22 protein-coding genes are annotated in these 25,454 nt (G+C 64.4%); 12 read left to right on the top strand and 10 right to left on the bottom strand.

Features of this window, described 5'->3' with window-relative positions; translation table 11 throughout:
- Positions 1-189 precede the first annotated feature (189 nt).
- From FJ867_RS12000 to FJ867_RS11990, 3 genes are read left to right on the top strand one after another with little or no spacing between them, the layout of a single operon-like run.
- Positions 190-1,137 carry an ABC transporter permease gene (locus FJ867_RS12000; protein WP_140817466.1) on the top strand — a complete coding sequence of 316 codons (948 nt, stop codon included), beginning with the start codon at positions 190-192 and terminating at the stop codon, positions 1,135-1,137.
- Entirely contained in the window at positions 1,134-2,003 is an 870-nt protein-coding gene (locus tag FJ867_RS11995; protein WP_140817464.1) for an ABC transporter permease, read from the top strand. Before FJ867_RS12000 ends, FJ867_RS11995 begins: the two co-directional genes overlap by 4 nt.
- Complete coding sequence (locus FJ867_RS11990; RefSeq protein WP_140817463.1) at positions 2,000-3,622, top strand: ABC transporter ATP-binding protein; 1,623 nt, start codon at positions 2,000-2,002, stop codon at positions 3,620-3,622. Before FJ867_RS11995 ends, FJ867_RS11990 begins: the two co-directional genes overlap by 4 nt.
- Before the next feature lie 95 nt (positions 3,623-3,717).
- Here the strand turns inward: FJ867_RS11990 and FJ867_RS11985 are convergent, their stop codons facing one another.
- On the bottom strand, positions 3,718-4,149 hold the full coding sequence (locus tag FJ867_RS11985; protein WP_140495687.1) for a TerB family tellurite resistance protein: 432 nt from the start codon (positions 4,147-4,149) through the stop codon (positions 3,718-3,720).
- Positions 4,150-4,334: 185 nt separating this feature from the next.
- Here FJ867_RS11985 and FJ867_RS11980 point away from each other — a divergent pair, with 185 nt between their 5' ends.
- From FJ867_RS11980 to FJ867_RS11970, 4 genes are all read left to right on the top strand, one after another.
- Positions 4,335-5,120 (top strand): TSUP family transporter, encoded by a 786-nt coding sequence (locus FJ867_RS11980; protein ID WP_140495686.1) that lies wholly within the window; start codon positions 4,335-4,337, stop codon positions 5,118-5,120.
- A gap of 56 nt (positions 5,121-5,176) precedes the next feature.
- Entirely contained in the window at positions 5,177-5,344 is a 168-nt protein-coding gene (locus FJ867_RS28740; RefSeq protein ID WP_181168354.1) for a hypothetical protein, read from the top strand.
- Between the two features lie 84 nt (positions 5,345-5,428).
- Positions 5,429-6,268, top strand: coding sequence for an AraC family transcriptional regulator (locus FJ867_RS11975; RefSeq protein WP_140559635.1), 840 nt, complete (start codon positions 5,429-5,431; stop codon positions 6,266-6,268).
- 85 nt (positions 6,269-6,353) lie between these two features.
- Positions 6,354-6,770 (top strand): VOC family protein, encoded by a 417-nt coding sequence (locus FJ867_RS11970; protein ID WP_140648825.1) that lies wholly within the window; start codon positions 6,354-6,356, stop codon positions 6,768-6,770.
- Here the strand turns inward: FJ867_RS11970 and FJ867_RS11965 are convergent, their stop codons facing one another.
- Positions 6,771-8,246, bottom strand: a complete 1,476-nt coding sequence (locus tag FJ867_RS11965; RefSeq protein ID WP_140817461.1) for a cobyric acid synthase — start codon at positions 8,244-8,246, stop codon at positions 6,771-6,773. It abuts the gene before it with no gap.
- 3 nt (positions 8,247-8,249) lie between these two features.
- Positions 8,250-8,864 (bottom strand): dimethylsulfonioproprionate lyase family protein, encoded by a 615-nt coding sequence (locus FJ867_RS11960; protein WP_140517255.1) that lies wholly within the window; start codon positions 8,862-8,864, stop codon positions 8,250-8,252.
- A gap of 144 nt (positions 8,865-9,008) precedes the next feature.
- Here FJ867_RS11960 and FJ867_RS11955 point away from each other — a divergent pair, with 144 nt between their 5' ends.
- Together FJ867_RS11955 and mmsB are read left to right on the top strand one after the other, a co-directional pair.
- Positions 9,009-10,175: an isobutyryl-CoA dehydrogenase gene (locus tag FJ867_RS11955; protein ID WP_140564135.1), complete on the top strand. Its 1,167-nt coding sequence runs from the start codon at positions 9,009-9,011 to the stop codon at positions 10,173-10,175.
- Between the two features lie 26 nt (positions 10,176-10,201).
- On the top strand, positions 10,202-11,086 hold the full coding sequence (gene mmsB, locus FJ867_RS11950) for a 3-hydroxyisobutyrate dehydrogenase (RefSeq protein ID WP_140564136.1): 885 nt from the start codon (positions 10,202-10,204) through the stop codon (positions 11,084-11,086).
- A 271-nt stretch (positions 11,087-11,357) separates the two neighbouring features.
- Here mmsB and FJ867_RS11945 read toward each other — a convergent pair whose 3' ends face one another.
- The 7 genes from FJ867_RS11945 to FJ867_RS11915 form a co-directional block, all read right to left on the bottom strand.
- Positions 11,358-12,002, bottom strand: a complete 645-nt coding sequence (locus FJ867_RS11945) for a cytochrome c oxidase assembly factor Coa1 family protein (RefSeq protein ID WP_140817459.1) — start codon at positions 12,000-12,002, stop codon at positions 11,358-11,360.
- Positions 12,003-12,138: 136 nt separating this feature from the next.
- A complete protein-coding gene (locus FJ867_RS11940) occupies positions 12,139-13,518 on the bottom strand; it encodes an aspartate aminotransferase family protein (protein ID WP_140559631.1) in 1,380 nt (459 codons plus the stop codon).
- Between the two features lie 49 nt (positions 13,519-13,567).
- Positions 13,568-13,708 (bottom strand): capsid protein, encoded by a 141-nt coding sequence (locus tag FJ867_RS11935; protein WP_140495676.1) that lies wholly within the window; start codon positions 13,706-13,708, stop codon positions 13,568-13,570.
- A gap of 67 nt (positions 13,709-13,775) precedes the next feature.
- Positions 13,776-15,836, bottom strand: a complete 2,061-nt coding sequence (locus tag FJ867_RS11930; protein WP_140564139.1) for a prolyl oligopeptidase family protein — start codon at positions 15,834-15,836, stop codon at positions 13,776-13,778.
- A gap of 104 nt (positions 15,837-15,940) precedes the next feature.
- The gene (locus FJ867_RS11925; RefSeq protein ID WP_140521090.1) at positions 15,941-17,101 is read right to left on the bottom strand and encodes an MFS transporter; all 1,161 of its coding nucleotides are present in this window, start codon (positions 17,099-17,101) and stop codon (positions 15,941-15,943) included.
- Positions 17,102-17,195: 94 nt separating this feature from the next.
- Complete coding sequence (locus FJ867_RS11920) at positions 17,196-18,371, bottom strand: MFS transporter (protein WP_140670297.1); 1,176 nt, start codon at positions 18,369-18,371, stop codon at positions 17,196-17,198.
- A 165-nt stretch (positions 18,372-18,536) separates the two neighbouring features.
- A complete protein-coding gene (locus FJ867_RS11915) occupies positions 18,537-20,426 on the bottom strand; it encodes a phospholipase D-like domain-containing protein (RefSeq protein ID WP_140517270.1) in 1,890 nt (629 codons plus the stop codon).
- A gap of 216 nt (positions 20,427-20,642) precedes the next feature.
- Here FJ867_RS11915 and FJ867_RS11910 point away from each other — a divergent pair, with 216 nt between their 5' ends.
- The 3 genes from FJ867_RS11910 (at position 20,643) to FJ867_RS11900 (ending at position 25,449) form a co-directional block, all read left to right on the top strand.
- Positions 20,643-22,220, top strand: a complete 1,578-nt coding sequence (locus FJ867_RS11910) for a trimethylamine methyltransferase family protein (RefSeq protein ID WP_140817457.1) — start codon at positions 20,643-20,645, stop codon at positions 22,218-22,220.
- Positions 22,221-22,384: 164 nt separating this feature from the next.
- Positions 22,385-22,870, top strand: a complete 486-nt coding sequence (locus FJ867_RS11905; RefSeq protein WP_140817456.1) for a DUF559 domain-containing protein — start codon at positions 22,385-22,387, stop codon at positions 22,868-22,870.
- Positions 22,867-25,449, top strand: a complete 2,583-nt coding sequence (locus FJ867_RS11900; protein WP_140555054.1) for an FAD-dependent oxidoreductase — start codon at positions 22,867-22,869, stop codon at positions 25,447-25,449. The genes FJ867_RS11905 and FJ867_RS11900 overlap by 4 nt, the downstream gene beginning before the upstream one ends.
- Positions 25,450-25,454 lie beyond the last annotated feature (5 nt).

The raw sequence follows: 25,454 nt of genomic DNA, 5'->3' as shown, positions 1-25,454 counted from the left end.
CTCTGCCCTGCCGGGCATCTCCCCCGCAAGGGGGGAGATTGCACCCTCCTTTATGCTTTCGCCAATCGCCGACGTTGAATGCTGGTCGACGACATGGAAACTGCCGATCTCCCCCCTTGCGGGGGAGATGTCCGGCAGGACAGAGGGGGGTGCGCGGGAACTCGACTTTCGCCCGCCCGTCTACCGCCCATGACCGCCTACCTCCTCAGGCGTCTCGCGATCGCCGCCGCCACGTTGGCGCTGGCCTCCATGGTCGTCTTCGCGGTGCTGGAGATCCTGCCCGGCGACCCGGCGCGGCTGATGCTGGGCATGAATGCCAGCGCCGACCAGGTCGAGCTGCTGCGCAACCAGATGGGCCTCGACGCGCCCTTGCCCTGGCGCTACCTGCACTGGGCCGGCGGCCTGCTCAGCCTGGATTTCGGCCGCTCCTACACCTATTCGGCGCCGGTCATCGATCTCGTGCGCGAGCGTCTCGTCGTCTCACTGCCGCTGGCGCTGATTGCGCTCGCCCTATCCACCCTCATCGCCATCCCGGTCGGCCTGTTTTCAGCGAACCATCGCGGGCGGATGGGTGACACAGCGGCGATGGGCGCCGCGCAGCTCGGCGTCGCCATTCCCAATTTCTGGTTCGCGCTGATGCTGATCTATCTCTTCGCCGTCTGGTTGCGGCTGGTTCCGGCCGGCGGCTTTCCTGGCTGGGGGGCTGGTGCCTGGCCGGCGCTGAAATCGCTGCTGCTGCCGGCTGTGGCGCTCGCGCTGCCGCAGGCCGCGATCCTGGCACGCGTTACCCGTTCGGCGCTGATCGAGGTGCTGAACGAGGACTATATCCGCACCGCCCGCGCCAAGGGCCTGCCTTACCGCGTGGTCTTGTGGCGGCACGCGCTGCGCAACGCCATGATCCCGGTGCTGACCATTCTGGGCCTGCAATTCGCCTTCCTGCTCGCCGGCACCATCATCATCGAGAACGTCTTCTACCTGCCCGGCCTCGGCCGGCTGGTGTTCCAGGCGATCACCCAGCGTGACCTGATCGTCGTGGAAAGCGTCGTCATGCTGCTGGTCGCCGCGGTCATCGCCGTCAACCTCGTCGTCGACCTCTCTTATGCCGTCGTCGATCCGCGCCTCCGAAGCCGGCAATGATGTTGCATCCGGACATCCCCGAAGAGACGCTGGGCGGCATCCTCGTCAAGGCGTTCGGCAACCGCTCGTTTCTTGCCGGCTTCGTCGTCACATTGTTTGTGGCGGCGGTGGCGATCCTCTCCTATCTCTGGACGCCCTATGACGTGACCCGGCTGGTGATATCCGACAAGACGCTGGCGCCGTCCTGGGCGCACTGGTTCGGCACCGACCATTTCGGCCGCGACATCCTGTCGATGATCATGGTCGGCGCCCGCAATTCGATCGCGGTAGCGCTGGTCGCGGTCGGCATCGGCATGGGCATCGGCGTGCCGCTCGGTGCTTTCGCCGCGGCGCGCGGCGGCCTCGTCGACGAGGCGCTGATGCGCGTCAACGATCTGGTCTTCGCCTTCCCTGCGCTTTTGTCGGCCATCATGATCACCGCTATCTTCGGCCCCGGCGCCATCAATGCCATTATCGCCATCGGCATCTTCAACATCCCTGTCTTTGCCCGCGTCGCCCGCGCCGGCGCGCTGGCGATCTGGCCGCGCGAATTCATCCTCGCCGCCCGCGCCGCGGGCAAGGGCAAGGCGCTGATCACCATCGAACATGTGCTGCCCAACATCGCCACCTTGCTCCTGGTGCAAGGCACTATCCAGTTCGCGCTCGGCATACTGGCCGAGGCCGGGCTTTCCTATCTGGGCCTTGGCGCCCAACCGCCGATGCCGAGTTGGGGCCGCATGCTGTTCGACGCCCAGACCCGCATGGTGGTGGCGCCCTGGATGGCGATCTTTCCCGGCATGGCGATCGTGATCACCGTGCTTGGGCTGAACCTTTTGGGCGACGGCATCGCCGACCTCCTCGATCCGAAATCGCGGCGGCAACGATGAGCCTTCTGGAAATCGACAATCTGTCGCTGGCGATCGGCGACACGCCGATCCTCCGGAGCATCGAGTTCTCCATCGCGCCCGGCGAGGTAATGGGGCTGGTCGGCGAATCCGGCTCCGGCAAATCGATGACGGCTCTGAGCGTCATGCGGCTCTTGCCATATGCCGCGCGTGCCAGCGGGCGCGTCACCTTCGACGGTATCGACATCCTTGCGGCAAGCGAGGATCAGATGTGCGCCCTGCGCGGTGACGATATCGGCATGGTGTTCCAGGAACCGATGACCGCGCTGAACCCGCTCAAGACCATCGGCGAGCAGGTCGCCGAAGGCATACGCTGGCATGCCAAGGCAACACGTGCCGAGGCGGAAGAGCGGGCGCGAAAAATGCTCGACCGGGTTGGCTTGCCATCGGCAAAATTCCCGCTGTCGCGCTATCCGCACGAGCTGTCCGGTGGCCAGCGCCAGCGCGTCGTCATTGCCATGGCCTGCGCGCTGAAGCCGAAGCTGCTGATCGCCGACGAGCCGACCACGGCGCTCGATGTTGTGCTCCAGGCGCAAATCCTCACCCTCTTGCGCGACCTTGTCGCGGAGAGCGGCATGGGCCTGCTCCTGATCTCGCATGACCTCGCCGTGGTCACCGAGATGGCGGACCGCATTACCATCCTTCGTCGGGGCGAAGTCATGGAAGCCGGCGATACGGCCCGCACGCTCTCTGAACAGCTCCACCCCTATACCCGCCAGCTGGCGCTGGCCTCGATGCACGTGCCGGCCCGCGCCCGGCCGCATGGCCCCTCGGCAGCCCGGCCGTTGCTCGAGGTTGAGGGCGTGACGCGCGATTATCCCGGCCGGCGCACCTCGCTGTTCCGGCGCGCGCCTGACATCCGCGCCGTCAACGGCGTGTCGCTGTCCATGGCGCCGGGCCAGTCGGTGGCGCTGGTCGGCCGCTCCGGCTGCGGCAAGTCTACCTTGGCGCGCATGATCCTGGCGCTGGACCGGCCGAGTTCGGGAACCATCCGCTTTCGCGGCGAGCCCCTCACCGGCAAGAGCGAGGCGGACCTGAAGCCGGCGCGGCGCGACATGCAGGTGGTATTCCAAGACCCCTATGGCTCGTTCGATCCGCGCCAGACGGTCGAGAAACTGGTCGCCGAGCCGCTGCACGTGCTGGACAGGAAACCGGGGCGCGCCGAGCGCCGCGAGATGGTGGCGCAGGCGCTGCACGAGGTCGGCCTCGACCAGCACGACATGGAAAAGTATCCGCACGAATTTTCCGGCGGCCAGCGCCAGCGCCTGTCGATCGCCCGCGCCATCATCACCCGCCCAAAACTGGTCGTCGCCGACGAGCCGGTTTCGGCGCTCGATGTTTCGATCCGCGCTCAGATCCTCGACCTGTTCGCCGAGCTCAACCAGAAACTCGGCATCGCCTATCTCTTCATCACCCACGACCTCACCGTCGCCCGCGCCATAACGGACGAAGTGCTGGTCATGCATGACGGCCAGATCGTCGAGCGTGGCCGGACGAGCGAGGTGCTGGATCACCCGCAATCCGAGGCGGCCAAGACGCTTGTCGCCGCAGCGCCGGACCTGCACAGGGCAATTGCACGCCGTATGCAGGAGCAGGGGTGAGCGATCGGTTCGCGAAGCGAATCCGCCATGTGAGTGAAAGGCCGCAAATGCCGGAGGCTGCCGTAGACAGCCGGCCCGGCTGGGATCCCATCAACCTACTGCTCAGATTTCACCACGTCGACCGGGCTGATGTCGAGCAGGTCGAGCGTGCGGCGCAGCAGGCGCACCTCGGTCTCGGCCAATTGCGCGTCCGCCTTGGCGATCTCGGCCATATGCTGCGCCAGTTGCTTGCGCCGCTCGACATCGAGGTCGCGGAACAGCGCGATGGCCTGTGAGCCATTGGTTTCGTAGCCGAATTCGTTGAGATATTCGATGACGGCGTCGATGCTGGTTTCCGGAATGCCGAAGGCATCCTTGCAGATGCGCCGGAAGGCAACCATCTCGCTCTCGCTGACCGTTCCGTCAGCCAGGATCATGCGGAACAGCATCAGAAGTTCCGCCGACAACACGGGGTCGTCCGCCACCTTGCGCACCCCGGGGTCGCCATCGAAGATCGAGCGTATCTGGTCGAGCAGTTCGAATGCCATCGGGAGCCCCTTTGCCGATTCCTCTAATCCATGTAGCCCAAAAAAGCGCAGCGGTTTTGGGATAATGACAGCACAACGCGAAATCCAGGCGCGACGCGCTTGGATAGAAGTAGCGTGAAATCGGTCTTGCGCAAACGGGGTGTTCGTGATCGAAGCCGGAGCATCTCTGGCTTGATTTCTCCCTGATGATCGACCTCACCTTAGAATCCGTCGCCATGCTCGCCTTCGCCGGTTTTGCCGCGGGCTTTGTCGACTCGATTGCCGGCGGCGGTGGGCTGATCACTATTCCCGCACTGCTGCTGGCCGGCTTCTCGCCGGTCGAGGCGCTGGGAACCAACAAGCTGCAGGGCATGTTCGGCTCGGGATCTGCGACCATCCACTATGCCGCGAAAGGCCATGTCGACCTTCGCCGGCAACTGCCTTCTGCGCTGCTGGCGCTTGCCGGCGGTGCCGTCGGCGCCTTGCTGGCAACGGTCGTGCCCGGCGATCTGCTGCGGGCGCTTCTGCCGCTGGTGCTGATTGCCATCGCGCTCTATTTCGCCCTGAAGCCCAACATGACCGACGTTGATCGCGCCGAACGTATGACGCCCTTCCTGTTCGGGATAACGCTGGTGCCGGCCATCGGCTTTTACGACGGCCTGTTCGGGCCGGGTGCCGGCTCCTTCTACATGCTGGCCTTCGTCGCGCTGGCCGGCTACGGCGTACTCAAGGCGACGGCCCACACCAAGCTGCTCAACTTCGCCTCCAACATCGGCGGCTTCGTCGTCTTCGCCGCGGTCGGTGTCATCTCCTGGAAGATCGGCCTGATGATGGGCGTCGCCCAGTTCCTCGGCGCCCGCCTCGGCGCCAGCCTGGCCATGCGCATCGGCGCCAGGCTGATCAAGCCGCTGCTTGTCATCGTCTGCGTCGCTCTGGCGGCGAAGCTCCTGGCCGACCCGGCGAACCCGCTGCGCGTCCTGATTGGTGTGTGACCCGCGCGCCTGATGGAATGCCGCTGTTCGAATCATGTCGAGGAGAGGACCCGCACATGAATCTCAGCGCACCTACCGAGATTGTTTTCATCATCTCCCTTGTCATCGCCTCATCGGCATTCTCGCCGCCCTCGGCCTCTTTCGTTCATCCACTCGCGTCGGTGTGGACCGTGCCCATTGCTTACCTCGTGCGTGCCGGCGGCTGCGTGATGCGCGGCGCCTGACATTCAAATCTCAGGCAATTCGGAGCGCCCGGCCAAAAGCCGGGCGCTTTTGATTCGGGTCCGGGCTCTGCTAGAGTCCTGTCGATGCCAATCGAGATGCCATGTCAGGAGGAACAGGACCGGTCAGTCCCCGGGCGGTTCGAGATGCGGCGGCGCCTTCCCAGCCCTGCCCTCGCGGGCATTGTGTCAGACATTTGCGGTTATCGCGAAACGGCGCCCGGCCATTACCGCAATGTCGAATATGCCTCCCTTACCGTGCCTCTGGTCATCAGCTTCGCCGAACCTTTCGCCATCGGCCTTGGCAAGCCGCCCGGCGACAATGATCGCTTCGCCAGTTTCGCCGCCGGCCTCTATGCCGGACCCGTGATGATCGAATCCTTCGGCGGCGCCTGCTGCGTCCAGGTCAATTTCACCCCGCTTGGCGCACGCCGATTCTTTGGCCAGCCGATGAGCGGGTTGACCGACCGCATGGTCAGCCTGGACGATGTGCTCGGCATCGAAGGCGTCGCCTTGCGCGAGCGGCTTGGCAACGCGGCGGACTGGAGCAAACGTTTTGCCCTTGTCGAGATGTTCGTCGCCGCCCGGCTGGCCGATGCGCCGGAAACGCAGGCCGGGGTTGCCTGGGCCTATGACAGGATCCTCGCCTCCGGCGGCCGCGTGCGCGTCTCGTCACTGGCCGACAGGCTGGGCTGGAGCCGCAAGCATCTGGCGGGGAAATTCGCGGACGCGACCGGCATCGGCCCGAAAACGCTGTCGCGCATCGTCCGCTTCAACCGCGCGCTTGGCCTGTCGAGGCAGCAAGCCTGCGATTGGGCCGACATCGCGGCCGATTGCGGCTATGCCGACCAGGCGCATCTGGTGCGTGAGTTCCGCGACCTTGCCGGCGAGACACCGACCGCGATCGAGGGTTCGGCACAGGCCTGAAGTCCCGGGTAACATTTCTTCAAGACGCCGGAACGGCTGTCGCTCAGACTGGGTTCATCGATGAGCTCGAATGAAGGAAGTTGCCATGCCCGCTGAAGCCCCCCGCCTCTACCCCGCCTTGCGTTACAGGAACGCCGCAAAAATGATCGACTGGCTGTGCGAAGCCTTCGGCTTCAGCATCCGTGCTCGCTACGGCGAAGGCGATGTCGTGCACCATGCCGAACTGGTCTTCGGCTCCTCGATGATCATGCTCGGCAGCGCGCGCGACGACGACTACGGCAAAATGGTTGGCGAACCCGGCACAGGCGGCGGCAAGTCAATCTACATCACCGTCGACGACGCAGACGCCGCCTACGCCAAGGCGAAGAAGGCAGGCGCCACGATCCTCCAGGAATTGACCGACCGCGACTATGGCAGTCGCGAGTTCATCTGCCGCGACCCGGAGGGCAATGTCTGGTCCTTCGGCACCTATTGGCCGAAGGCGGGAGAAAAGAGCAGCTAGCTACCGCGCCAGCGAAAAGATCGCGTCGCAGTCAAGATGGCTCTCCAACTGGGCCGCGACCTCGTCGAGAGCCCTCTCGACCTCGGCGCGATAGTCGATGCCGCCGCCCTTGACGCCGAGGCTTTCGAGGAACCTCCCTCGAAAGGCGTCGGCGCCAAACAGGCCGTGCATGTAGGTTCCGACCACCTTGCCATCCGCCGAGACCGCACCGTCCTCGGCGCCATTGATGATCGCCGACGGCCGCAGCATGTCCGGGCCGGTGGTGCGGCCGAGATGGATCTCGTAGCCTTCGAGCGGCAGGTCGAACGGCACCGAGCGGGCGCTGACGTTGCGCACCGTCTTTTCCGGTTCCATCACTGTTTCGATGTCGAGCAGGCCAAGCCCTTCCGCTTCGGTGACGCTGCCCTCGATGCCGTCGGGATCGCGCACGATGCGGCCAAGCATCTGGAAGCCGCCGCAAATGCCGACGACATGGCCGCCGCGCCTGCGATGGGCGAGAAGATCACGGTCCCAACCATTGTCGCGGAATTTCAGCAGGTCCCCGATCGTCGACTTCGAGCCGGGAATGACCACCAGTCCCGCATCCTGCGGCAACGGCTTTCCAGGCGGCACGAACACCACTTCCACCTGCGGCTCGGCCTTGAGCGGGTCAAGATCGTCGAAATTGGCGATGCGGCCGAGCATCGGCACCGCCACCTTCAGCGCACGCGACTCCCCGGAGGCAAGCCGTTCCAGCACCACTGAATCCTCCGAGGGCAGCCGCGCCGCCGCCTTCAGCCACGGCACGACGCCGAAGCAGCGCCAGCCGGTGAACGCTTCGATCGCCTTGATGCCGTCGTCGAACAGCGACACGTCGCCACGGAACTTGTTGATGAGATAGCCGACGATCATGCGCCGGTCTTCCTCCGGCAGGATCAGATGCGTGCCCGCGACCGAGGCGATGACGCCGCCGCGATCGATGTCGCCGACCAGCACGACAGGCACATCGGCACGCGTCGCAAAACCCATATTGGCGATGTCGCGGCTTCTGAGGTTGATCTCGGCCGGCGAACCCGCGCCCTCGACGATGACGAGATCGGCGCCCTCGCCGACCTTGCCCCAGGAGTCCAGCACCGCGTCCATCAGCCGGCCCTTCAGCGCCTGGTAGTCGCGCGCCCGCGCCTCGCCGAACACCTTGCCTTGCACGATGACCTGCGCACCGACATCGGTCTGCGGCTTGAGCAGCACGGGGTTCATGTGAACCGATGGCGGCACGCCGCAGGCGATCGCCTGCAGCCATTGCGCGCGGCCGATCTCGCCGCCGCCAGCCCTGTTGTCGCCGGGAATATCGGCGACAGCGGCATTGTTCGACATGTTCTGCGGCTTGAACGGACGCACCTTCAGCCCACGCTTTTTTGCGGCGCGGCACAGCCCTGCGACCAGCACGGTCTTGCCGACATCCGAACCCGTGCCTTGCAGCATAATGGCTTTAGCCATGGCTCAGCCCCTGCCCTGCGTCGCGGTCCCGGTGATCGTGGATTTCTGCGCCAGCGGCCCGCCGCGCCAGATATAGAGCGCCAGCAACGGCTCCTTGCCGGTGCGCATGGCGTGATTGACCTTAGAAGCGTGGTGGATGACCTCGCCGGCCTCTCGCTTGTGAAAGCTGTCCTCGCCCATGCGCCACTCGGTGCCGCCGGTCAGCGGGATATAGATCTCCTCGGCGACATGATGGTGGTCGGGATAGACGATATCAGGCCCAAGGATTAGCACGCCGGCGGCGACCTCGTCGTTGGCGAAGTGGCCGCGGGTGCCGAATACTTCGAGCCAGCCATAATTGTCGATGAACGCCTTGCCGAAATCCGACTCGCCGTAGGTCTGGCCCCAGCGCAATTCGCCGCGCTCCTGCGCCAGAAATTGCACCAGCTGCTTGGTCCGCGCCGGCGTCAATTCGGCGGCGCGATCGAGATGGCGCAGGCAGCCGAGTGGGTGCGGTTCAAGCTCGCGGGCGGGCATATCCCACCCTATGCGCGCCACCGCATCCTGCACCAGGAAGTCATCCACGGAAGCGAGATAGGCGTGGAACCGCTCTAGCAGCTCATCGAATTTTGTCGTCACATCTTGCTCCGGACATGCATTGACGCACAGCCGCTCCGCGGCGGCTCGGGTTGCGCGGCGGCATCATTGGTCTAGATTGGTGCGCGCGCAAAGCCAAAAACGACAGGCCAGCGAGCCAGCTGGCCAGCATATAGGGAGCACGCCATGGACGCCGCGGTCGATGCGAGCACCAGTCAGTTCGAACTCAACGAGGACCAGCGCGCCATCCAGGAGATGGCTCAGGCCTTCGCCGCCGATCGCGTCGCGCCGAATGCGCTAGACTGGGACCGCAATAAGCATTTCCCCGCCGACGTGATCCGCGAGACTGGCCCGCTGGGCCTCGGCGGCATCTATGTCAGGGACGATGTCGGCGGCTCCGCGCTCGGCCGGCTCGACGCCGTGCTGATCTTCGAAGCGCTGTCCCACGCCGACCCGGCCTTTTCCTCCTTCATCTCGATCCACAATATGGTGGCCTCGATGATCGATCGTTTCGGCGACGACGGCCAGCGCCAGCGCTTCCTGCCGAAGCTCACCTCCATGGAATGGCTGGCGAGCTATTGCCTGACCGAGCCGGGTTCCGGCTCGGACGCCGCTGCCCTGAAGACGCGGGCGGTGAAGAGCGGCGGCGACTACGTGCTGAACGGCGCCAAGCAGTTTATCTCCGGCGCCGGCGACAGCGATATCTATGCCGTCATGGTGCGCACCGGCGCCGAGGGACCGAAAGGCATTTCCACCATCGTCGTGCCGAAAGATGCGCCGGGACTCTCCTTCGGCGCCAATGAGCACAAGATGGGCTGGCATATGCAGTCGACCCGCCAGGTCATTTTCGAGGATTGCAAGGTGCCGGCCGAAAACCTTTTGTCAGGCGAAGGCGCCGGCTTCGGCATCGCCATGGCCGGGCTCGATGGCGGCCGGCTGAACATTGCCGCCTGTTCGGTTGGCGGGGCCCAGTCGGCGCTCGACAAGGCGCTGTCCTACACGGCCGAGCGCAAGGCATTCGGCTCCAGGATCAACCAGTTCCAGGCGCTGCAGTTCCGGCTGGCCGATATGGAAACCGAGTTGCAGGCGGCGCGCATCTTTCTTTATGCCGCCGCTTCCAAGCTCGACCGCAAGGCACCGGATGCCTCGAAATGGTCGGCAATGGCCAAGCGCTTCGTCACCGACACCGGTTTCAACGTCGCCAACGATGCGCTGCAGCTGCTCGGCGGCTATGGTTACCTGCACGATTACGGCATCGAGAAACTGGTGCGCGACCTGCGTGTGCATCAGATTCTCGAAGGCACCAACGAGATCATGCGCGTCATCATCGCCCGTGCGTTGATCGGTCGCTGAAGCGTGCAAACTCCGGGAGAGACACAATGACCACAATCGCCTTCATCGGCCTTGGGAATATGGGCAATCCAATGGCGGCGAACCTGGTCAAAGCGGGGTATGCTGTGCACGGCTACGACCTAATGTCCGAAAACCTCACCGTCGCCAAAGAACATGGCGTTACGATCATGGCCAATGCCTTGACCGCAGTGAAAGATGCGGATGTTGTCATCACCATGCTGCCCGCCGGCAAGCATGTCCTGTCGGTCTACGAAGAGATCGCGTCCAAGGCAAAGAAGGGCGCGCTTTTCATCGATTCCTCGACCATCGACGTCGAATCGGCGCGCAAGGCGCATGCCATCGCCGCAAAGCACGGCCTGCTGTCGGTTGATGCGCCGGTCTCGGGCGGCACCGGCGGTGCCGCCGCCGGCACGCTGACTTTCATGGCCGGCGGCTCGGACGACGCCTTCGCCGCCGCCGAGCCGATCCTGAAGCCCATGGCCGGGCGCATCGTCCATTGCGGCGGCGACGGCGCCGGCCAGGCGGCCAAGATCTGCAACAACATGATTCTCGGCATTTCGATGATCGGCGTCGCCGAGGCCTTCGTGCTGGCCGAAAAGCTCGGCCTGGCGCACCAGGCCCTGTTCGACGTTGCCTCAACCTCTTCAGGCCAGTGCTGGTCGCTGACCACCTATTGCCCGGTGCCCGGCCCGGTGCCGACCTCGCCCGCCAACCGCGACTACAAGCCCGGCTTCGCCGCCGCACTCATGCTGAAGGATTTGAAGCTGTCGCAGGAAGCCGCACAAGCCGCGGGCGCGGTGACACCGCTTGGCGCCGAAGCGACACAGCTCTACGGCCTGTTCAACGCGCAAGGGAACGCCGGCGCCGATTTTTCCGGGATCATAAATTTTCTGCGCGGCGTCAATCAATAAGCGATTGATAAAGCTCGTCTTTCTTTCGTACGCCCCGCCGGAGAACCGCAAAATTTAGGTTTGCTTAAGCTCTCGATAACTCCGCGGTAACGATGTCCCTATAAAACGAACTGCGAGGCGGATATCGCGTCCGCCCGGCGCTCCGGATCAGGTCTCGCGTGCCGGAGCCCGTAAGTTTCGCCAAGTGTTTGCGTAGCGAAACGCCAAGCGTATCTGGCAAAGCCGCGTTCCCGGTGGGGCGCGGTTTTTGCGTTCCAGGATCCGACATCCCTCATATTCCGATTGCCGCGTTCGGGATCGGCACGTGATCTTCATTGGTCAGCACGATCGGGGCATCGGCGCCATCGACCCGGACCACGAGCAGGCGCATGCTCCACGTGCCTGCATTGCGAACAAGATGCGAAAACACCGTGCCCTTTCCCTTGGTGCCGTGGATGGGAATGCTGAACTGCGCGTCACCCGTCCCGTCTGCGTTGACGTTGAGATGGCCGCCGACCCAGAAATTGGCGGTCACGTCGTCGCCGATGGCGGCTTTCACCCGGGTATCGGCGCGGATGACCTCCATGGTCATGCGATAGGCGTCACTGTTCTTGATCATGAAAGGGATGCCGCCGACCATCGTCGCGCAGCCTCCGATACTGAGCACCCAGACGGCAAGACCGGCGATCGCCCAGTTGCGCTGCGTTCTGCGGAACTGCTCGGCATCGCGCCACGCCCGGTTCCGCCATGCCCAGCGGCTGCCGCGCGCGCCGAGCACGAAGATCATGACGATGTTGACGATCGGGATCAGCGCCAGCAGGGCGATGAAGGTGGAGTTGCCGATGCCCCAGATCCAGTTGAGGAAGAAGGCGCCCCAATTCCAGCGATCGAGCTCAGCCGGGATTTCGGCGGGCTGGTTGAGCGGTTGTCCGGCCATCGCGTCCCCCGTCGGCAAAACTGCCTTGGCGGGTTGTAACCGATAGCGCCGGCGACCGGAACCCTCGGTGCGCCTGGTATCGGCATTGGGTCATCGACGGCCGGGCGTCTCGATCACGAACGCCCGGCCATTTCTTTTACCGTTTGCGCAGATCCGCTTGCGCCAGGTCGAGCGCCTTGCCGATACGCTCGCAGGCCATATCAATCGTGTCGCGGGTCCAGATCAGCGGCGGTGAGAGGATCATCGTGTCGCCGGTGGCGCGCAGCATCATGCCGTTGGCGATCGCATGGTCGCGCACGGTCACCGCGGCACTTCCAGCCGGCAGGAACCGCTCCTTGGTCGCCTTGTCCTTGACGATCTCGATCGCACCCATCAGCCCGATCGAACGCACCTCGCCGACCAGCTCGTGCCCGGCGATGCGCTCTTGCAGCGCCTTGGCGAAATAGGGCCCGGTGTCGCTCCTGACGCGGTCGACCAGACCCTCCCGCTCCATGATCTCCAGGTTCTTCAGCGCCACGGCGCAAGCCACGGGGTGGCCGGAATAGGTATAACCGTGATTGAACTCGCCGCCCTTCTCGATCAGCGTCGAGGCAATGCGATCGCCGACCAGCAGCGCCGACAGCGGCTGGTAGCCCGACGTCAGCGCCTTGGCGGTGGTGATGGTGTCGGCCTGGATGCCAAGCGTCTGCGCGGCAAACCATTCGCCCGTGCGGCCATAGCCGGTGATGACCTCGTCCAGCATCAGCAGCACATCGTATTTGCGGCAGATGCGCTGTACCTCGGGCCAATAGCTTGCCGGCGGTATCTTCACGCCGCCAGCTCCCATCACCGGCTCGCCAATGAAGGCGGCGACCTTGTCGGCGCCGGCTTCGAGGATGGCGTCCTCGACCGCCTTTGCCGCGCGCAGGCCGAAATCATGATCGCTCTCGCCCGGCAGCGACAGCTCATAGGCGTACGGCGTCATCACATGGACGATGTTGGGCACCTCTCCGTTGAGCTGCTTGTGCATGGCGTCCATGCCGCCGAGCGACGTGCCGGCGATGGTCGAGCCGTGATAGGCCATCTTGCGCGAGATGACGCGGTTCTTCTGCGGCTTGCCTTCGAGCACCCAATAGTGGCGCACGAGCCTGAGCGCAGTGTCGTTGGCTTCCGAGCCGGACGAGCCATAGAACACCTGGTTGACATTCTTCGGCGCGATCTCCGCCAGCTTCTTCGACAGAAGCACAGGCGTCGGCGTCGAGCATTTGAAGAAGGAATTGTAGTAAGGCAGCTCCTTCATCTGCGCATAGGCAGCCTCGGCGAGCTCGTCGCGGCCATAGCCGATATTGACGCACCACAGCCCCGCCATGCCGTCGAGCAGTTCCGTCCCTTCGGAATCGTAGATGAAGGGACCGTTGGCGTGGGTGATGATGCGCGATCCGGCCTCGCGCAATTCCCTATGGTCGGTGAACGGATGCAGATGATGCGCGGCGTCGATCTGCTGAAGCTGCTTCAGCGAATAATTCTGATAGGTCATGGATCTGATCTTCCTCTGGAACCAATCCGGCTGCGCCGGGGCGGATTCTTCAGAGGATAGCGGGTGGCGAATAGCCTATGCGGGCGCAAAGCCGCAAAAGCTCGGCGCGCAACGTGCGCAGCGACGGCGTCACCGCGCCCCCAAATGCCCGAACCCCGAAAAGGCCGGCCAATGTCACCACGGGAGCCATGAAGGCACCTTAGAGCAAAGAAGGTTCGAGGTGAACCACCCTTCGCTCCGGTCCGAAGGCTTTCGGTTCAGCCCTTCCCGCCCAGCGTCCTCTGCAGGAAAACGTACTTCATCGCGGCCTGTGCCGCCTGCGGCCGGCGGTCGCCGCGGCCGCCATGGCCGCCCTCGGTCTCTTCGAAGAAGAGCGTCCCGGCGTGGCCGGCCTCCTGCAGGCGGGCGGCCATCTTGCGCGCATGGCCGGGATGCACCCGGTCGTCGGCGGTCGAGGTGGTGAGCAGCACCGGCGGATAGGCACCGGCCTCGACATGCTGGTAAGGCGAGTAGGCGGCAAGCCAGGTCGCATCTTCCGGCTTGGACGGATCGCCATATTCGGCCATCCACGACGCGCCGGGCGGCAATTCGGTGTAGCGCAGCATGTCGAGCAGCGGCACCTCGATGATCACGGCGCCGAACAGCTCAGGATGCTGCGTCAGCGAGACGCCCGTCAGCAAGCCGCCATTCGAGCCGCCCTGGATGCCGAGCGAGGCGGCTGTCGCAATGCCGCGCCTGACGACATCCTGCGCGACCGCCGCGAAATCGTCGAAGGCGTTCTGCCGGTTGGCCTTGAGCGCTGCCTGGTGCCAGGCCGGGCCGAACTCGCCCCCGCCGCGGATGCAGGCCTGCACATAGGCATTGCCCTTCTCCAGCCACAGCCTGCCGCGCACGCCGGCATAGCCAGGCAGCAAAGGCACTTCGAAGCCGCCATAGCCGTAGAGCAGCGTCGGCACCGGGCCCTTCTGGTCACGCCGCCTGACGACGAAATAGGGAATCATCGTGCCGTCCTTCGAGCGCGCCTCGAACTGTTCCGAGACGAGCTGCGAAGCATCGAATCGCGACGGCTGCGACTTCACTGTGGCGAGCGTCTCGCCATTGTCGTCGGACCAGATGATCGAGCTCGGCGTCAGGAAATCGGTGAAAGAGAAGGAGACGCTGGCGCCGAAATGTTCGGCATGGCTGATGCCTACCGTGCCGTTTTCCGGCAATGCGACCGGTTTCAGCGACCAGGCGCTGTCCCTGCGTTCGCAGGCCACAACCTTGCCGCGCACATTGTCCATCAGGCTGATGAACAGGTGGTCCTGCGTCCTGGCGAGAGCGGCGATGGACACGCGATGCGCCGGCGCGAGCAAGGTCTCGATGGCGCCGAAACTGCCGGTCTCGATCCAATGAGCGAAATCGAACGAATAGAGCCCGTCCGGCCGGCAGGCCGTTCCATCCGGCGCCGTCCAAGGCGTACGCACGCCAAACACCATCTGGTCCTTGAAGAGCGCCGTGTCGGTAACGTCGTCAGGCAACGGAATGCGTCTGTTTTCACCTGACGGGAGACGCAGGAAACTGTGCGATGCAAAGAAGTTGAGCGTCCGCGTTAGAAACAAATGCCGCTTCTCGCCATCGAACTCCAGGCCGGCGCCGACGGCGAGGTCTTCCTTCTGCGCTTCGAAGATCGGCGTCGCGTCTTCAAGGTCCGTGCCGCGCGTCCACAATTTGACGACGCGCGGGTAGCCGGATTCGGTCTTGTCGGCCTCTTCGAAGGCTGCCGAGACGATCACCGTATCCTTGTCGAGCCAGCCGAAGCCGGACTTGGAAGCGGGCGCGCGAAAACCGTCCTCGACGAACGATTTGGCGGCGATGTCGAATTCGCGCATCTCGCTGGCGTCGCCGCCATCAGGCGACATCGAAACCAGGCAGCGGTTGAAATCGGGGTAGAGCCGGCTGGCGCCGCCGAACACCCATTTCACTCCCTCCTTCGCCGCGAGCTGGTCGAAGTCGATGATGGTTTCCCAGTCCGGTCTGTCGGTCTTGTAGGAAGCCACCGTCGTGCGGCGCCACAGGCCCAACACATTGGTCTTGTCCTGCCAGAAATTATACACATATCCGTTGAGCGCGGAGCCGACGGCGATGTTGTCCTCGGCGGTCATCAGATCGAGCGCGGTTTCGAACGACGCCTGGTAGGACGGATCGCCCTGCAATTGCGCCACCGTGACTTCGTTCTGGCGATGTACCCAGTCGAGCGCCTCCTTGCTCGTCCTTTCCTCCAGCCAAAGAAAGGGATCATCGGTCGCCAAGCCAGGCTTTGTCGTCGAAATGGTCATGGGGGTCTCCGGGAAATCGGGGGGCGGCCCTGCCTACATCGCGTCAAAGGGCGCTGGATTCAAGGTGTTGAAGCCGCGTCATCGCGGCAGATCGCTTCAGGCCGTCACACGATCCGCCGCCGGATGACGGTCGCAGCCGCCAGCGCCAGGCAGATCGCGCCGAGCGTCACCGGCAGGCCGCTCGCGCCGATCCCGTCCATCACGCCGCCCGCAAGCGGCGGGACGAGGATGCCGCCGACGCCCCACATCAGGGAGAAAGCGGCATTGCCGGCAATTAGCGCCGAGCCGCTGAAACGCTCGCCGAGTTCGATAATCGCCATCGTATAAATGCCGTAGGACACCGCGCCCCAGACGAAGATCATCGGCCAGACCAGCGGCGTTTCGATCAACAGCGGCAGCAGCAGACAGCCGAGCAGCGTCAGCACCAGGCAGATGAACCGCACCAGGCGCGCCGTCAGCCGCTCGGCCAGCAGGCCGAGCGGCACCTGCATGGCGATGTTGCCGGCGATCATCGTCGACAGCAGGGCCGACATGCGGTTCTCGGCGATGCCGTAATGCGTGCCGTAGACGGGCAACAGCGCCAACACCGCCTGCTCGAAGCCGGCAGCCACGATTACTGCCGACAAAAGCAGCCAGGCGAGCGGCATGAAGCCCATCACCGAAAGCCGATGCCCGGCTTCGTCGACCTTAGGCAGGCGCCCGACCACCAGGGCGAGGCACCCGCCGCAGAAGATGAAAGCGGAAATGCCGACCAGGAATGGCGGCCAGCCCTCCGTACCGACGGCCAGCAGGCAAAGCGGCCCGGCGGCGAAGCCGGCCGAGATGATCGTGGAATAGACGCCCATGATGCGGCCGCGCCGGGCCGGCGGCGCCAGCGCGATCACCCAGATTTCGCTTAAGACATAGAGCGGATTGGTCACCGCGCCGATCAGGAACCGCAGCGGAAACCAGAGATAGACGTTCTGTGTCCAGCCGATCAGCGCCAGCACGACCGCCGAAAGCGCCGCGCAGGTCAGCGCCGTACGCCCTGCCCCGAACCGCCGCGCCAGTGACGGGATGAGCGGCGACGAGACGATGAAGCCAATCGGCGTCATCGCCGCCGACAGGCCGATCATGACAGGCGAAACGCCCTGCCGCTGCAGGATGAAGCTCAAGAGCGGATAGGACAGTCCCTGCGCGATGGCGAACACCGACACGGTCGCGATCACACCGGTGATCGCTGCCCACTGCATCGTCTCGTCGCGCTTCGGTTCCACCCGGTCCATGATCCACATCGCCTCTCGGCTGCAGGCTTAGCGTTTCGACCCGATAGCCGTAAGCCCCAAAGCCCGAACCCACGCTTGTTCCGGCCAAACCCTGTCAGGAGCCTCTGCGGCTGGCCGATCTGTAGAGCACGAAGGCGACCAGCAGCGCGTCCAGGCCGACGATCACCGCCGGCAATCCCAAAGGTCCGATCGCCTGCATCAGCAGACCGGCGCTGGGCGGACCGACAATGCCGCCAACGCCCCACAACAAGGCGAAAGCGGCGTTGCCGGTGACCAGCAGCGAGCCCTTGAACCGGCTGCCGAGTTCCACCAACGCCATCGTGTAGACGCCATAGCCGACCGCTCCCATCACCAGCAGCACCGCCCAGATCAGCGGCGTCGTGATCAGCAGCGGCAGCAGAAGCGCGCAAACGGTGGTCGCCACCGCACAGGCCAGGATCATGGGGCGGCCGCCGAAGCGTTCGGCGAGCAGGCCGAGCGGGATCTGCAGCAGGATATTGCCCAGGGATAACGCCATCACCAGAGCGGCGAGCACGGCTTCCGGCAAGCCATAGCCGGCGCCGAAGACCGGAACCAGCGCATAGGTGCTTTGCTGGACCGCTGCCGAGACCAGCACCGCCAGCAGCAGCGCCGGCGCCAGCCGGGCAAAACCGATAAAGCTGCCGGCTGGCTGGCCGTCATCCTCGAAACCGGTGAGCTTTGAGGAGACAAGGCGCAGAATAACGGCGCAGAGCACGAACCCGCCAATGCCGACGCTGAAGGGAGCCCAGCCCGACGTGCCGAGCAGGGTCAGTGTGAAAGGCCCGGCCGAGTAGCCGGCCCCCATCAGCGTGTTGAACACGCCCATCACCCGGCCGCGTCGCGCCGGCGGCGCCAGCGACAGCGCCCACACCTCCCCGAGGATATAGAGCGGGTTGATGACCACGCCGATGATGAAACGGAGGACGAACCACGCCACCCAATCCTGCAGATAGCCGATGCCCAGGAAGCACAGCGCACCGATCAGCGAGCAGCCGACGGCGAGCGTGCGGGCGCCGACCAGCCGCACGGCGGCGGGCACGAACGAGGCAGACAGGATCAAGCCAACCGGCATCATCGCCGCCGACAGGCCGATCAGGCCCGGCGACATGCCTTGCTTCTGCATCAGCAGCGTGAACAGCGGCGAGCTCAGCCCTTGCGCGGCGCCGAACATCGCCAGCGCCGCGGTGACGCCGGCGAGCGCTGCCCACTGCGTTGCCGCTTCGCCTTGGCTCGAGCCGGTCGCGACCATGCTGCCGTTCCATGAGTGAATCGCCGACCTGCGGATCGGCAAGCCATCAGCTACCGGTTCGATCCCGGGAAAGGAAGGGCCGGACAGCGAAATCCGCTTGCGCCAACGGCCGGCGCCGTGCACCGGAAGGCTCGCGTCAAAAGCCGTCAGCACCTGCCGGCAGCACTATGGAAAATACCGTGCGATCGCGCCTTTCCTGCCTTGCGCGTAAGGCTTCAGCCACTTGTCGTCGATGGAGAGCCCATCGTCATCCGAAGGGCCTTTGCCGATGGTCCTGCGCCAGGCGCGGAACTTGTAGTGGTCGAACACGTCGAGCATATGCACGGCATAGGCCGCGGCGAAGGTCTTGTCGCCTTCGACGATCACCATGTTCTCGTCATTCTCGTAGGAAGCCTTGTAGCCGAGGTTGTGGCTGCCGGTGACGACCGTCGCGTTGTCCTCCATCGGATCGATGATGACGATCTTGTCGTGCACGATGGCATGGCCGACGGTCAGCACCTCCGCCTGGAAATCGCGGGCGATCGTGGCGCCGGTCAGGTTCGCCGCCCGCACGATGGAAACGTTCGGCGCCTCCCAGACCTTCTCCGGATAGACGAAGGGCGACTTGCCGTCCCTGTTTGATTTATGGGTGACCGGATCCTTAGTCGGCGCGACATAGTTGGGCATGGCGGTCTCATCGCTGATTGCCCCTTGCACGATCAGCTTCGGATCGGCCCTTGCCGCCGCCACCGCCTGGTCGACGATCGAATTGTCGCCGAGCCGCGAAGGATTGAACACCAGGAACAGCACGGCGCGCTTGGCTGCCTTGATGCGGGCGAAGAGGTCCTCGAGATCGACCGGCCGCACCGAGATGTCCTTCTTGTTGCGCTCGGGATCATTGGGCGAGAACCACACCGTCATGCCGTCCAGCGCCGCCGTGGCGCCGTTGAGCGGGTTTGGCCTGTGGTTTTCCCTGCGAAACGGCACGCCTTGCGTCTGCGCGACATGGCCGGCGGCGCTTTCCGTGGCCGGCGGCGGGAACAGGTCGGCCTTCATGCGCTGCCAGTAGGCGTCGAATATCTCGGCCATCGCCGGCTCGTCGCGGATGAAGGCGTTGTTGGATTGCCCGCAAATGCCCGTCGAGGTCCAGTTGGTGCTGCCCGTCATCACCGATTGCGGCTTGCCCTGGGCATCGCGATAGACGGCGAACTTGTTGTGGCCGATATGGTTGTTGTTGAACAGGCGATCCGTCACCGCGACGCCCGCGTCGTGCAGCCGCTTCCTGTAAGGCGCGTTGCCAGCGTCCCAGGCCTTCGTCTGGTCATCCCTGCCTGAGTTGGAAAGAATGACCTCCACGACATCCTTGGCGGCAATGATTGCGTCGCACAGTTCGTCGTCGCCAAGCTCGTAGAGCGCAAGCCTGACCGTGCCGCCTTCGGCCTTGGCCCGCTTCAGCAGGCTGGTCAGCACATCAGGCACGTCGCCATGCAGGTAGGCGCGTATCTTGCTGGTCGGGTCCTGCAGCACAGCCCTGATCTTGTCGCGCTGCCCGAGCTTGATGCCGGCCTCGGCCAGCGCGCGCGACATCCATTGCGTCGACAGCACGCCATTCGTGAAGGCGACGCGCGCCTTGCCGAACATCTGGCCGAGGAAGATCGGCGGACTGACCGCGCCCCGGCCGAGATAGCCCAGCGGCCGCGCTGGGCCGGTATAGGTCTTTTCCGGGCGCACCGGCACGGGATCGAGCCCGGCCTTCATATCGCCGACCGGACGCACCCGGTAGGCGATCATTTCGCCGTCTGGCCTGACATCCAGGCTGTCGCGGCGCCGCCGGACAGTGAGATCGCGCCAGAATGTCTTCTGCACCGGCCAGACGCCGGTATCCTGGGGGATCCAATCCTTGTTGCGCTGTCCCTTGAAGGGCACCCAGGAAGCCAGGCAACGCTCCTCGCCGGTGTCGGGATAGAGGCGAACGATCTCGAAGCCCAGGCAGCCCGGGATCATCCCGTCGAGGTCCCAGGAGAGGAACGCGACTTCGTTGTTGGTGGCGGCACGCACTTTGACGACGTCAGGCATGGCTCTCCCTCCGGAGATATTCGACGCACAAGTTTATCAGAAGCAAAAGACGATACTGCAACGAATGGCGCCCCCTTGTCCGCGGGCCCGCCTCGGGACCACGCAGCTGCCGTTCCGGCATGTCGCTTCCCTCGCTCTAGTGGTCGCCGCCTCCGCAATGGCCGGACAGCCGCCGGTCCATTATGCCGCCCACTTTCGCATCGTACGAGGCCCCTCATGACCGCCGCCCTTCAACCCGCCGAACCGGCATTGGCAACCGATCGTGCCCGCCGCGGCGGCCGCGCCGGAAAACGCGCAGGCGGCTCGGCCGCGTTCGAGCAGCCGCCGTTCCGCCAGCTGAAAATCCCGCTCCAGCCGACCAAGCTGGTTTCCGACGACGAGCTGGAATCGATCCACCTGGCCTCGCTGCGGGTGCTGAAGGAGATCGGTGTCGACGTCCTGCATGACGAAGCCCGCCGCATCATGAAGGAATATGGCGCCGACGTGCGCGAAGGTAGCGAGCGCGTGCGCTTCGACAGCGACATGATCCTCGATCTGGTGTCGCACTGCCCACCTGAATTCACTATCCATGCCCGCAACCCCGCGCACAATGTGCGCTTCGGCGGCGACAACCTAGTCATCTCGATGATGGCCTCGGCGCCCAATTGCTCGGACATCGATCGTGGCCGCCGGCCCGGCAACCAGCAGGATTATCGCAATTTCCTGCGCCTGGCGCAGATGCACAACATACTGAACTGCACGGGCGGCTATCCGGTCGAGCCGATCGACATCCATCCCTCCGTCCGCCACCTCGAATGCATCCGCGACCTCGCCACGCTGACCGACAAGGTGTTCCACATCTATTCGCTCGGCAAGGAACGAAATGTCGACGGCATCGAGATCACCCGTATCGCGCGCGGCATCAGCCACGAGCAGTTGCTCGAAGAACCGTCCGTCTTCACCATCATCAACACCAATTCGCCGCTGAAACTCGACGTGCCGATGATGGAAGGCATCATCCAGATGTCGAGCAAGGGCCAGGTCGTCATCGTCACGCCGTTCACCCTGTCGGGCGCCATGGCGCCGGTGACCATTGCCGGCGCGCTGGTGCAGCAGAACGCCGAGGCGTTGTCCGGCATCGCGTTTGCCCAGATGGTCAGGAAGGGCGCGCCGGTCGGTTATGGCGGCTTCACCTCCAACGTCGACATGAAGTCGGGTGCGCCCGCCTTCGGCACGCCCGAATACATGAAGGCGCAGCTCGTCGGCGGCCAGCTCGCCCGCCGCTACAACATCCCCTACCGCACCTCCAACACCTGCGCGGCCAACACGGTCGACGCACAGGCCGCCTATGAAAGCGTGTTCTCGCTGTGGGGCGCCATCCAGGGCGGCGGCAATCTGATGATGCACGCCGCCGGCTGGCTCGAAGGCGGCCTGCGCTGCTCCTACGAGAAGACCATCCTCGACATCGACCTGTTGCAGATGGTGGCGGAATTCTTGACCCCGCTCGACCTGTCCGAACAGGCGCTTGGCTTCGACGCCATCCAGTCGGTCGGCCCCGGCGGCCACTTCTTCGGCACACAGCACACGCAGGATCGCTACAAGACGGCCTTCTACTCGCCGATCCTGTCCGACTGGCGCAATTTCGAGACCTGGGCCGAAGCCGGCTCGCCGACGGCGCTCGAAAAGGCCAACAAGGTGTGGAAGGAGCGGCTGGCCTCCTATGACGAGCCCTACATGGACCCGGCGATCCGCGAAGAACTCAACGCCTTCGTCCAGAAGCGCCGCGCCGAAGGCGGCGCCCCGACCGATTTTTGATCGTCTGCGTTGTCGATGAACTGATCACGCGTATGGATTCGATGAACGGTCGACCCCCACTCCGTCGAGCTGCGCTCGACACCTCTCCCCCGATCGACGGGGAAGAGGAAGGGCGCGGGCTTGGCCAGGCTGGCTCCCTTCCTCTCCCTCCGGAGGGGGGAGAGGTGGCTCGGCGAAGCCGAGACGGAGTGGGGGAAGCCGCTCGTGAAACCCGCAGTCGCCGCAAGATGGGCACCACTCAACGCGCGCGAAAGCTGAGGCAAGGCAACAATCAAGCCGAAGCACTGCTTTGGCTCGAACCAAAAGCCCGCAGACTTGGTCGCTACAAGTTCACACGCCAGTTCTCTATCGGACCATACTACGCCGACTTCTGTTGCCGCGAAAAATGGCTGGTCGTCGAGCTCGACGACTCACAGCACGCCGACAGTCCCTATGACCGCCGCCGCGACGATTTCATGCGCGCCCAAGGCTATTCGATCCTGCGCCTCTGGAGCTATGACGTCCTGAAACATTGTACTCCCGTTTGTGAAACCGTCCTTGCCGCGCTCGACGGCAGGCTGACCGAAAACATCGCTGCATCCGACCTCCGCTTTGTTTTCACACCGCACTCACCCGATTCAATCTCTTCAAAAACGGACCTATCTTCATGAAATCCCATGTAAAAGCGGTTGTCATCGGCGGCGGCGTCGTCGGCTGCTCGGTGCTCTATCACCTGGCAAAGGCCGGCTGGACAGACATCATGCTGATCGAGCGCTCGGAGCTCACCTCCGGCTCGTCCTGGCACGCGGCGGGCGGCTTCCATACGCTCAACGGCGATCCCAACGTCGCCAAGCTGCAGGCCTACACCGTGCAGCTCTATAAGGAGATCGAGGAGCTTTCCGGCCAGTCCTGTTCGCTGCACCTGACCGGCGGCGTGATGATGGCCGATTCGCCCGAGCGCATGGACTTCCTGCGGCTTGCCCACGCCAAGGGTCGCTACCTCGGCATGGATACCGAGCTGATCACGCCATCCGAGGCCAAGGCGATGTTCCCGCTGATGGACGAGACGAATTTCGTCGGCGCCATGTGGGATCCGGTCGAAGGCCATCTGGATCCGTCCGGCACCACGATTGCGTACTCGAAAGCGGCGAAGAAACTCGGCGCCGAGATCGTGCTGCGCAACCGCGTCGTCGAACTGACGCAGCAGGTCGACGGCACCTGGAACGTCATCACCGAACAAGGCACGGTTCACGCCGAGCATGTCGTCAACTGCGGCGGCCTGTGGGCGCGCGAGATCGGCCGCATGGTAGGCCTCGAACTGCCGGTGCTCGCCATGGAGCACATGTATCTCTTGACCGAGCCCATGCCGGAGGTCGAGGAATTCAACAAATCGACCGGCCGCGAGATGATCGGCGTCATGGATTTCAAGGGCGAGATCTACACCCGCCAGGAGCGCAACGGCATCCTGCTCGGCACTTACGAAAAGGCGTGCAAGCCATGGTCGCCGGTCAACACGCCCTGGGATTTCGGCCACGAGCTCTTGCAGCCCGACCTAGACCGCATCGCGCCGTCGCTGGAGGTCGGCTTCAAGCATTTCCCCGGCATCGAGAAAGCCGGCATCAAGCAGATCATCAACGGTCCCTTCACTTTCGCATTGGATGGCAATCCGCTGGTCGGCCCGGTGCAGGGCCTGACCAACTTCTGGTGCGCCTGCGCCGTCATGGCCGGCTTCAGCCAGGGCGGCGGTGTCGGCCTGGCGCTGTCCAACTGGATGGTGCATGGCGATCCCGGCTTCGACGTATGGGGCATGGACGTCGCCCGCTTCGGCGAATGGGCCAGCCTGCGCTACACCAACGCCAAGGTGCGCGAGAACTATTCGCGCCGGTTCTCGATCCGCTTCCCCAACGAGGAACTGCCGGCAGCGCGCCCGGCGCAGACGACGCCGCTTTATGACACCATGCTCGCCAACAACGCCGTCATGGGCGACTCCTGGGGCCTTGAAACGCCGCTGTGGTTCGCGCCGAAGGGCAAGGAGCCGAAGGATATCGTGTCCTTCCACCGCTCCAACGATTTTGGGCCGATCGGCGAGGAAGTGCGCGCCACGCGCGAGCGCGTCGGCGTCACCGAAATCGCCAACTTCGCCAAATACGAGGTCTCCGGACCGGGGGCGGAGGATTTCCTCAACCGGCTGATGACCAACCGCATGCCGAAGGCGGGCCGCATCGTGCTGACCCCGATGATCAACGAATTCGGCAAGCTGATCGGCGACTTCACCATCGCCAAGGCCGCGGAAGAACGCTTCATGATCTGGGGCTCGTCGGCCGCGCAGAAATATCACATGCGCTGGTTCGAAAAGCACCTGCCGAAAGATGGTCCAAGGGCGTCAGAGGTGCGCATCCACCGCTTCGACCAGACGCTTGTCGGCCTGTCGATTGCCGGACCGAAGTCGCGGGATCTCCTGCAGAAGCTGGTCGATGTCGACATCTCGACCAAGGCCTTCCGCTTCATGGATTTCCGCGAAATGGCGGTCGGCGGCGCGCCCTGCATGGTCAACCGCATCACCTATACCGGCGACCTCGGCTACGAGATCTGGATGGCGCCGGCCTATCAGCGCTTGGTTTACAAGGCGATCAGGGACGCAGGCGAAGAATTCGGCCTGGTCGATTTCGGCATGCGCGCCCTGCTCTCCATGCGCCTGGAAAAGAACTTCCCGACCTGGTTCCGCGAATTGCGCCCGATCTACGGACCGTTCGAAGGCTCGATGGACCGCTTCATCAAGCTGGAGAAGAACGACTTTATCGGCCGCGACGCGGCCGCCAGGGAACGGGCCGAAGGACCGAAGCTGCGCCGCGTGTCCTTTATCGTCGAGGCGGCCGACGCCGACGTGATGGGTGACGAGCCGATCTGGGCCAAGGTCGGCAAGGACTACGGTACGGTGGAAAAGCCGCATGGCTTTGGCGCGCCGCGCTTCGATGCGGCCGGCAAGGAAGTGCGGGGCTCCAAGGCGGCACAAGGCGCATCCGCCGTGCGCGGCATCGTCGACGGCGACTGGCGCGTGGTCGGTTGGGTCACCTCCGGCGGCTATGCCCACTACGTCCAGAAGTCGATGGCGCAGGGCTACGTGCCGGCGGCGCTGGCCGAGGATGAAAGTGCCGGCCTGTTCGAGATCGAAATCCTCGGCCATCGCCGTCCGGCCCGCATCAATGTCGAGGCGCCGTTCGACCCGAGCGGCGAGAAGATGCGGAGCTGAGGTTT

Source organism: Mesorhizobium sp. B2-5-3, assembly GCF_006441005.1.
Taxonomy (GTDB): Bacteria; Pseudomonadota; Alphaproteobacteria; order Rhizobiales; family Rhizobiaceae; genus Mesorhizobium.
This window is presented reverse-complemented; position numbering and strand designations above follow the sequence as displayed.

Excerpts from the sequence above, each read along its gene's own strand:
- FJ867_RS12000 (WP_140817466.1), top strand. The coding sequence starts at position 190 with ATGACCGCCTACCTCCTCAGGCGTCTCGCGATCGCCGCCGCCACGTTG.
- FJ867_RS11995 (WP_140817464.1), top strand. The coding sequence starts at position 1,134 with ATGATGTTGCATCCGGACATCCCCGAAGAGACGCTGGGCGGCATCCTC.
- FJ867_RS11990 (WP_140817463.1), top strand. The coding sequence starts at position 2,000 with ATGAGCCTTCTGGAAATCGACAATCTGTCGCTGGCGATCGGCGACACG.
- FJ867_RS11985 (WP_140495687.1), bottom strand. The coding sequence starts at position 4,149 with ATGGCATTCGAACTGCTCGACCAGATACGCTCGATCTTCGATGGCGAC.
- FJ867_RS11980 (WP_140495686.1), top strand. The coding sequence starts at position 4,335 with ATGATCGACCTCACCTTAGAATCCGTCGCCATGCTCGCCTTCGCCGGT.
- FJ867_RS28740 (WP_181168354.1), top strand. The coding sequence starts at position 5,177 with ATGAATCTCAGCGCACCTACCGAGATTGTTTTCATCATCTCCCTTGTC.
- FJ867_RS11975 (WP_140559635.1), top strand. The coding sequence starts at position 5,429 with ATGCCAATCGAGATGCCATGTCAGGAGGAACAGGACCGGTCAGTCCCC.
- FJ867_RS11970 (WP_140648825.1), top strand. The coding sequence starts at position 6,354 with ATGCCCGCTGAAGCCCCCCGCCTCTACCCCGCCTTGCGTTACAGGAAC.
- FJ867_RS11965 (WP_140817461.1), bottom strand. The coding sequence starts at position 8,246 with ATGGCTAAAGCCATTATGCTGCAAGGCACGGGTTCGGATGTCGGCAAG.
- FJ867_RS11955 (WP_140564135.1), top strand. The coding sequence starts at position 9,009 with ATGGACGCCGCGGTCGATGCGAGCACCAGTCAGTTCGAACTCAACGAG.
- mmsB (WP_140564136.1), top strand. The coding sequence starts at position 10,202 with ATGACCACAATCGCCTTCATCGGCCTTGGGAATATGGGCAATCCAATG.
- FJ867_RS11945 (WP_140817459.1), bottom strand. The coding sequence starts at position 12,002 with ATGGCCGGACAACCGCTCAACCAGCCCGCCGAAATCCCGGCTGAGCTC.
- FJ867_RS11940 (WP_140559631.1), bottom strand. The coding sequence starts at position 13,518 with ATGACCTATCAGAATTATTCGCTGAAGCAGCTTCAGCAGATCGACGCC.
- FJ867_RS11935 (WP_140495676.1), bottom strand. The coding sequence starts at position 13,708 with ATGGCTCCCGTGGTGACATTGGCCGGCCTTTTCGGGGTTCGGGCATTT.
- FJ867_RS11930 (WP_140564139.1), bottom strand. The coding sequence starts at position 15,836 with ATGACCATTTCGACGACAAAGCCTGGCTTGGCGACCGATGATCCCTTT.
- FJ867_RS11925 (WP_140521090.1), bottom strand. The coding sequence starts at position 17,101 with ATGGACCGGGTGGAACCGAAGCGCGACGAGACGATGCAGTGGGCAGCG.
- FJ867_RS11920 (WP_140670297.1), bottom strand. The coding sequence starts at position 18,371 with ATGGTCGCGACCGGCTCGAGCCAAGGCGAAGCGGCAACGCAGTGGGCA.
- FJ867_RS11915 (WP_140517270.1), bottom strand. The coding sequence starts at position 20,426 with ATGCCTGACGTCGTCAAAGTGCGTGCCGCCACCAACAACGAAGTCGCG.
- FJ867_RS11910 (WP_140817457.1), top strand. The coding sequence starts at position 20,643 with ATGACCGCCGCCCTTCAACCCGCCGAACCGGCATTGGCAACCGATCGT.
- FJ867_RS11900 (WP_140555054.1), top strand. The coding sequence starts at position 22,867 with ATGAAATCCCATGTAAAAGCGGTTGTCATCGGCGGCGGCGTCGTCGGC.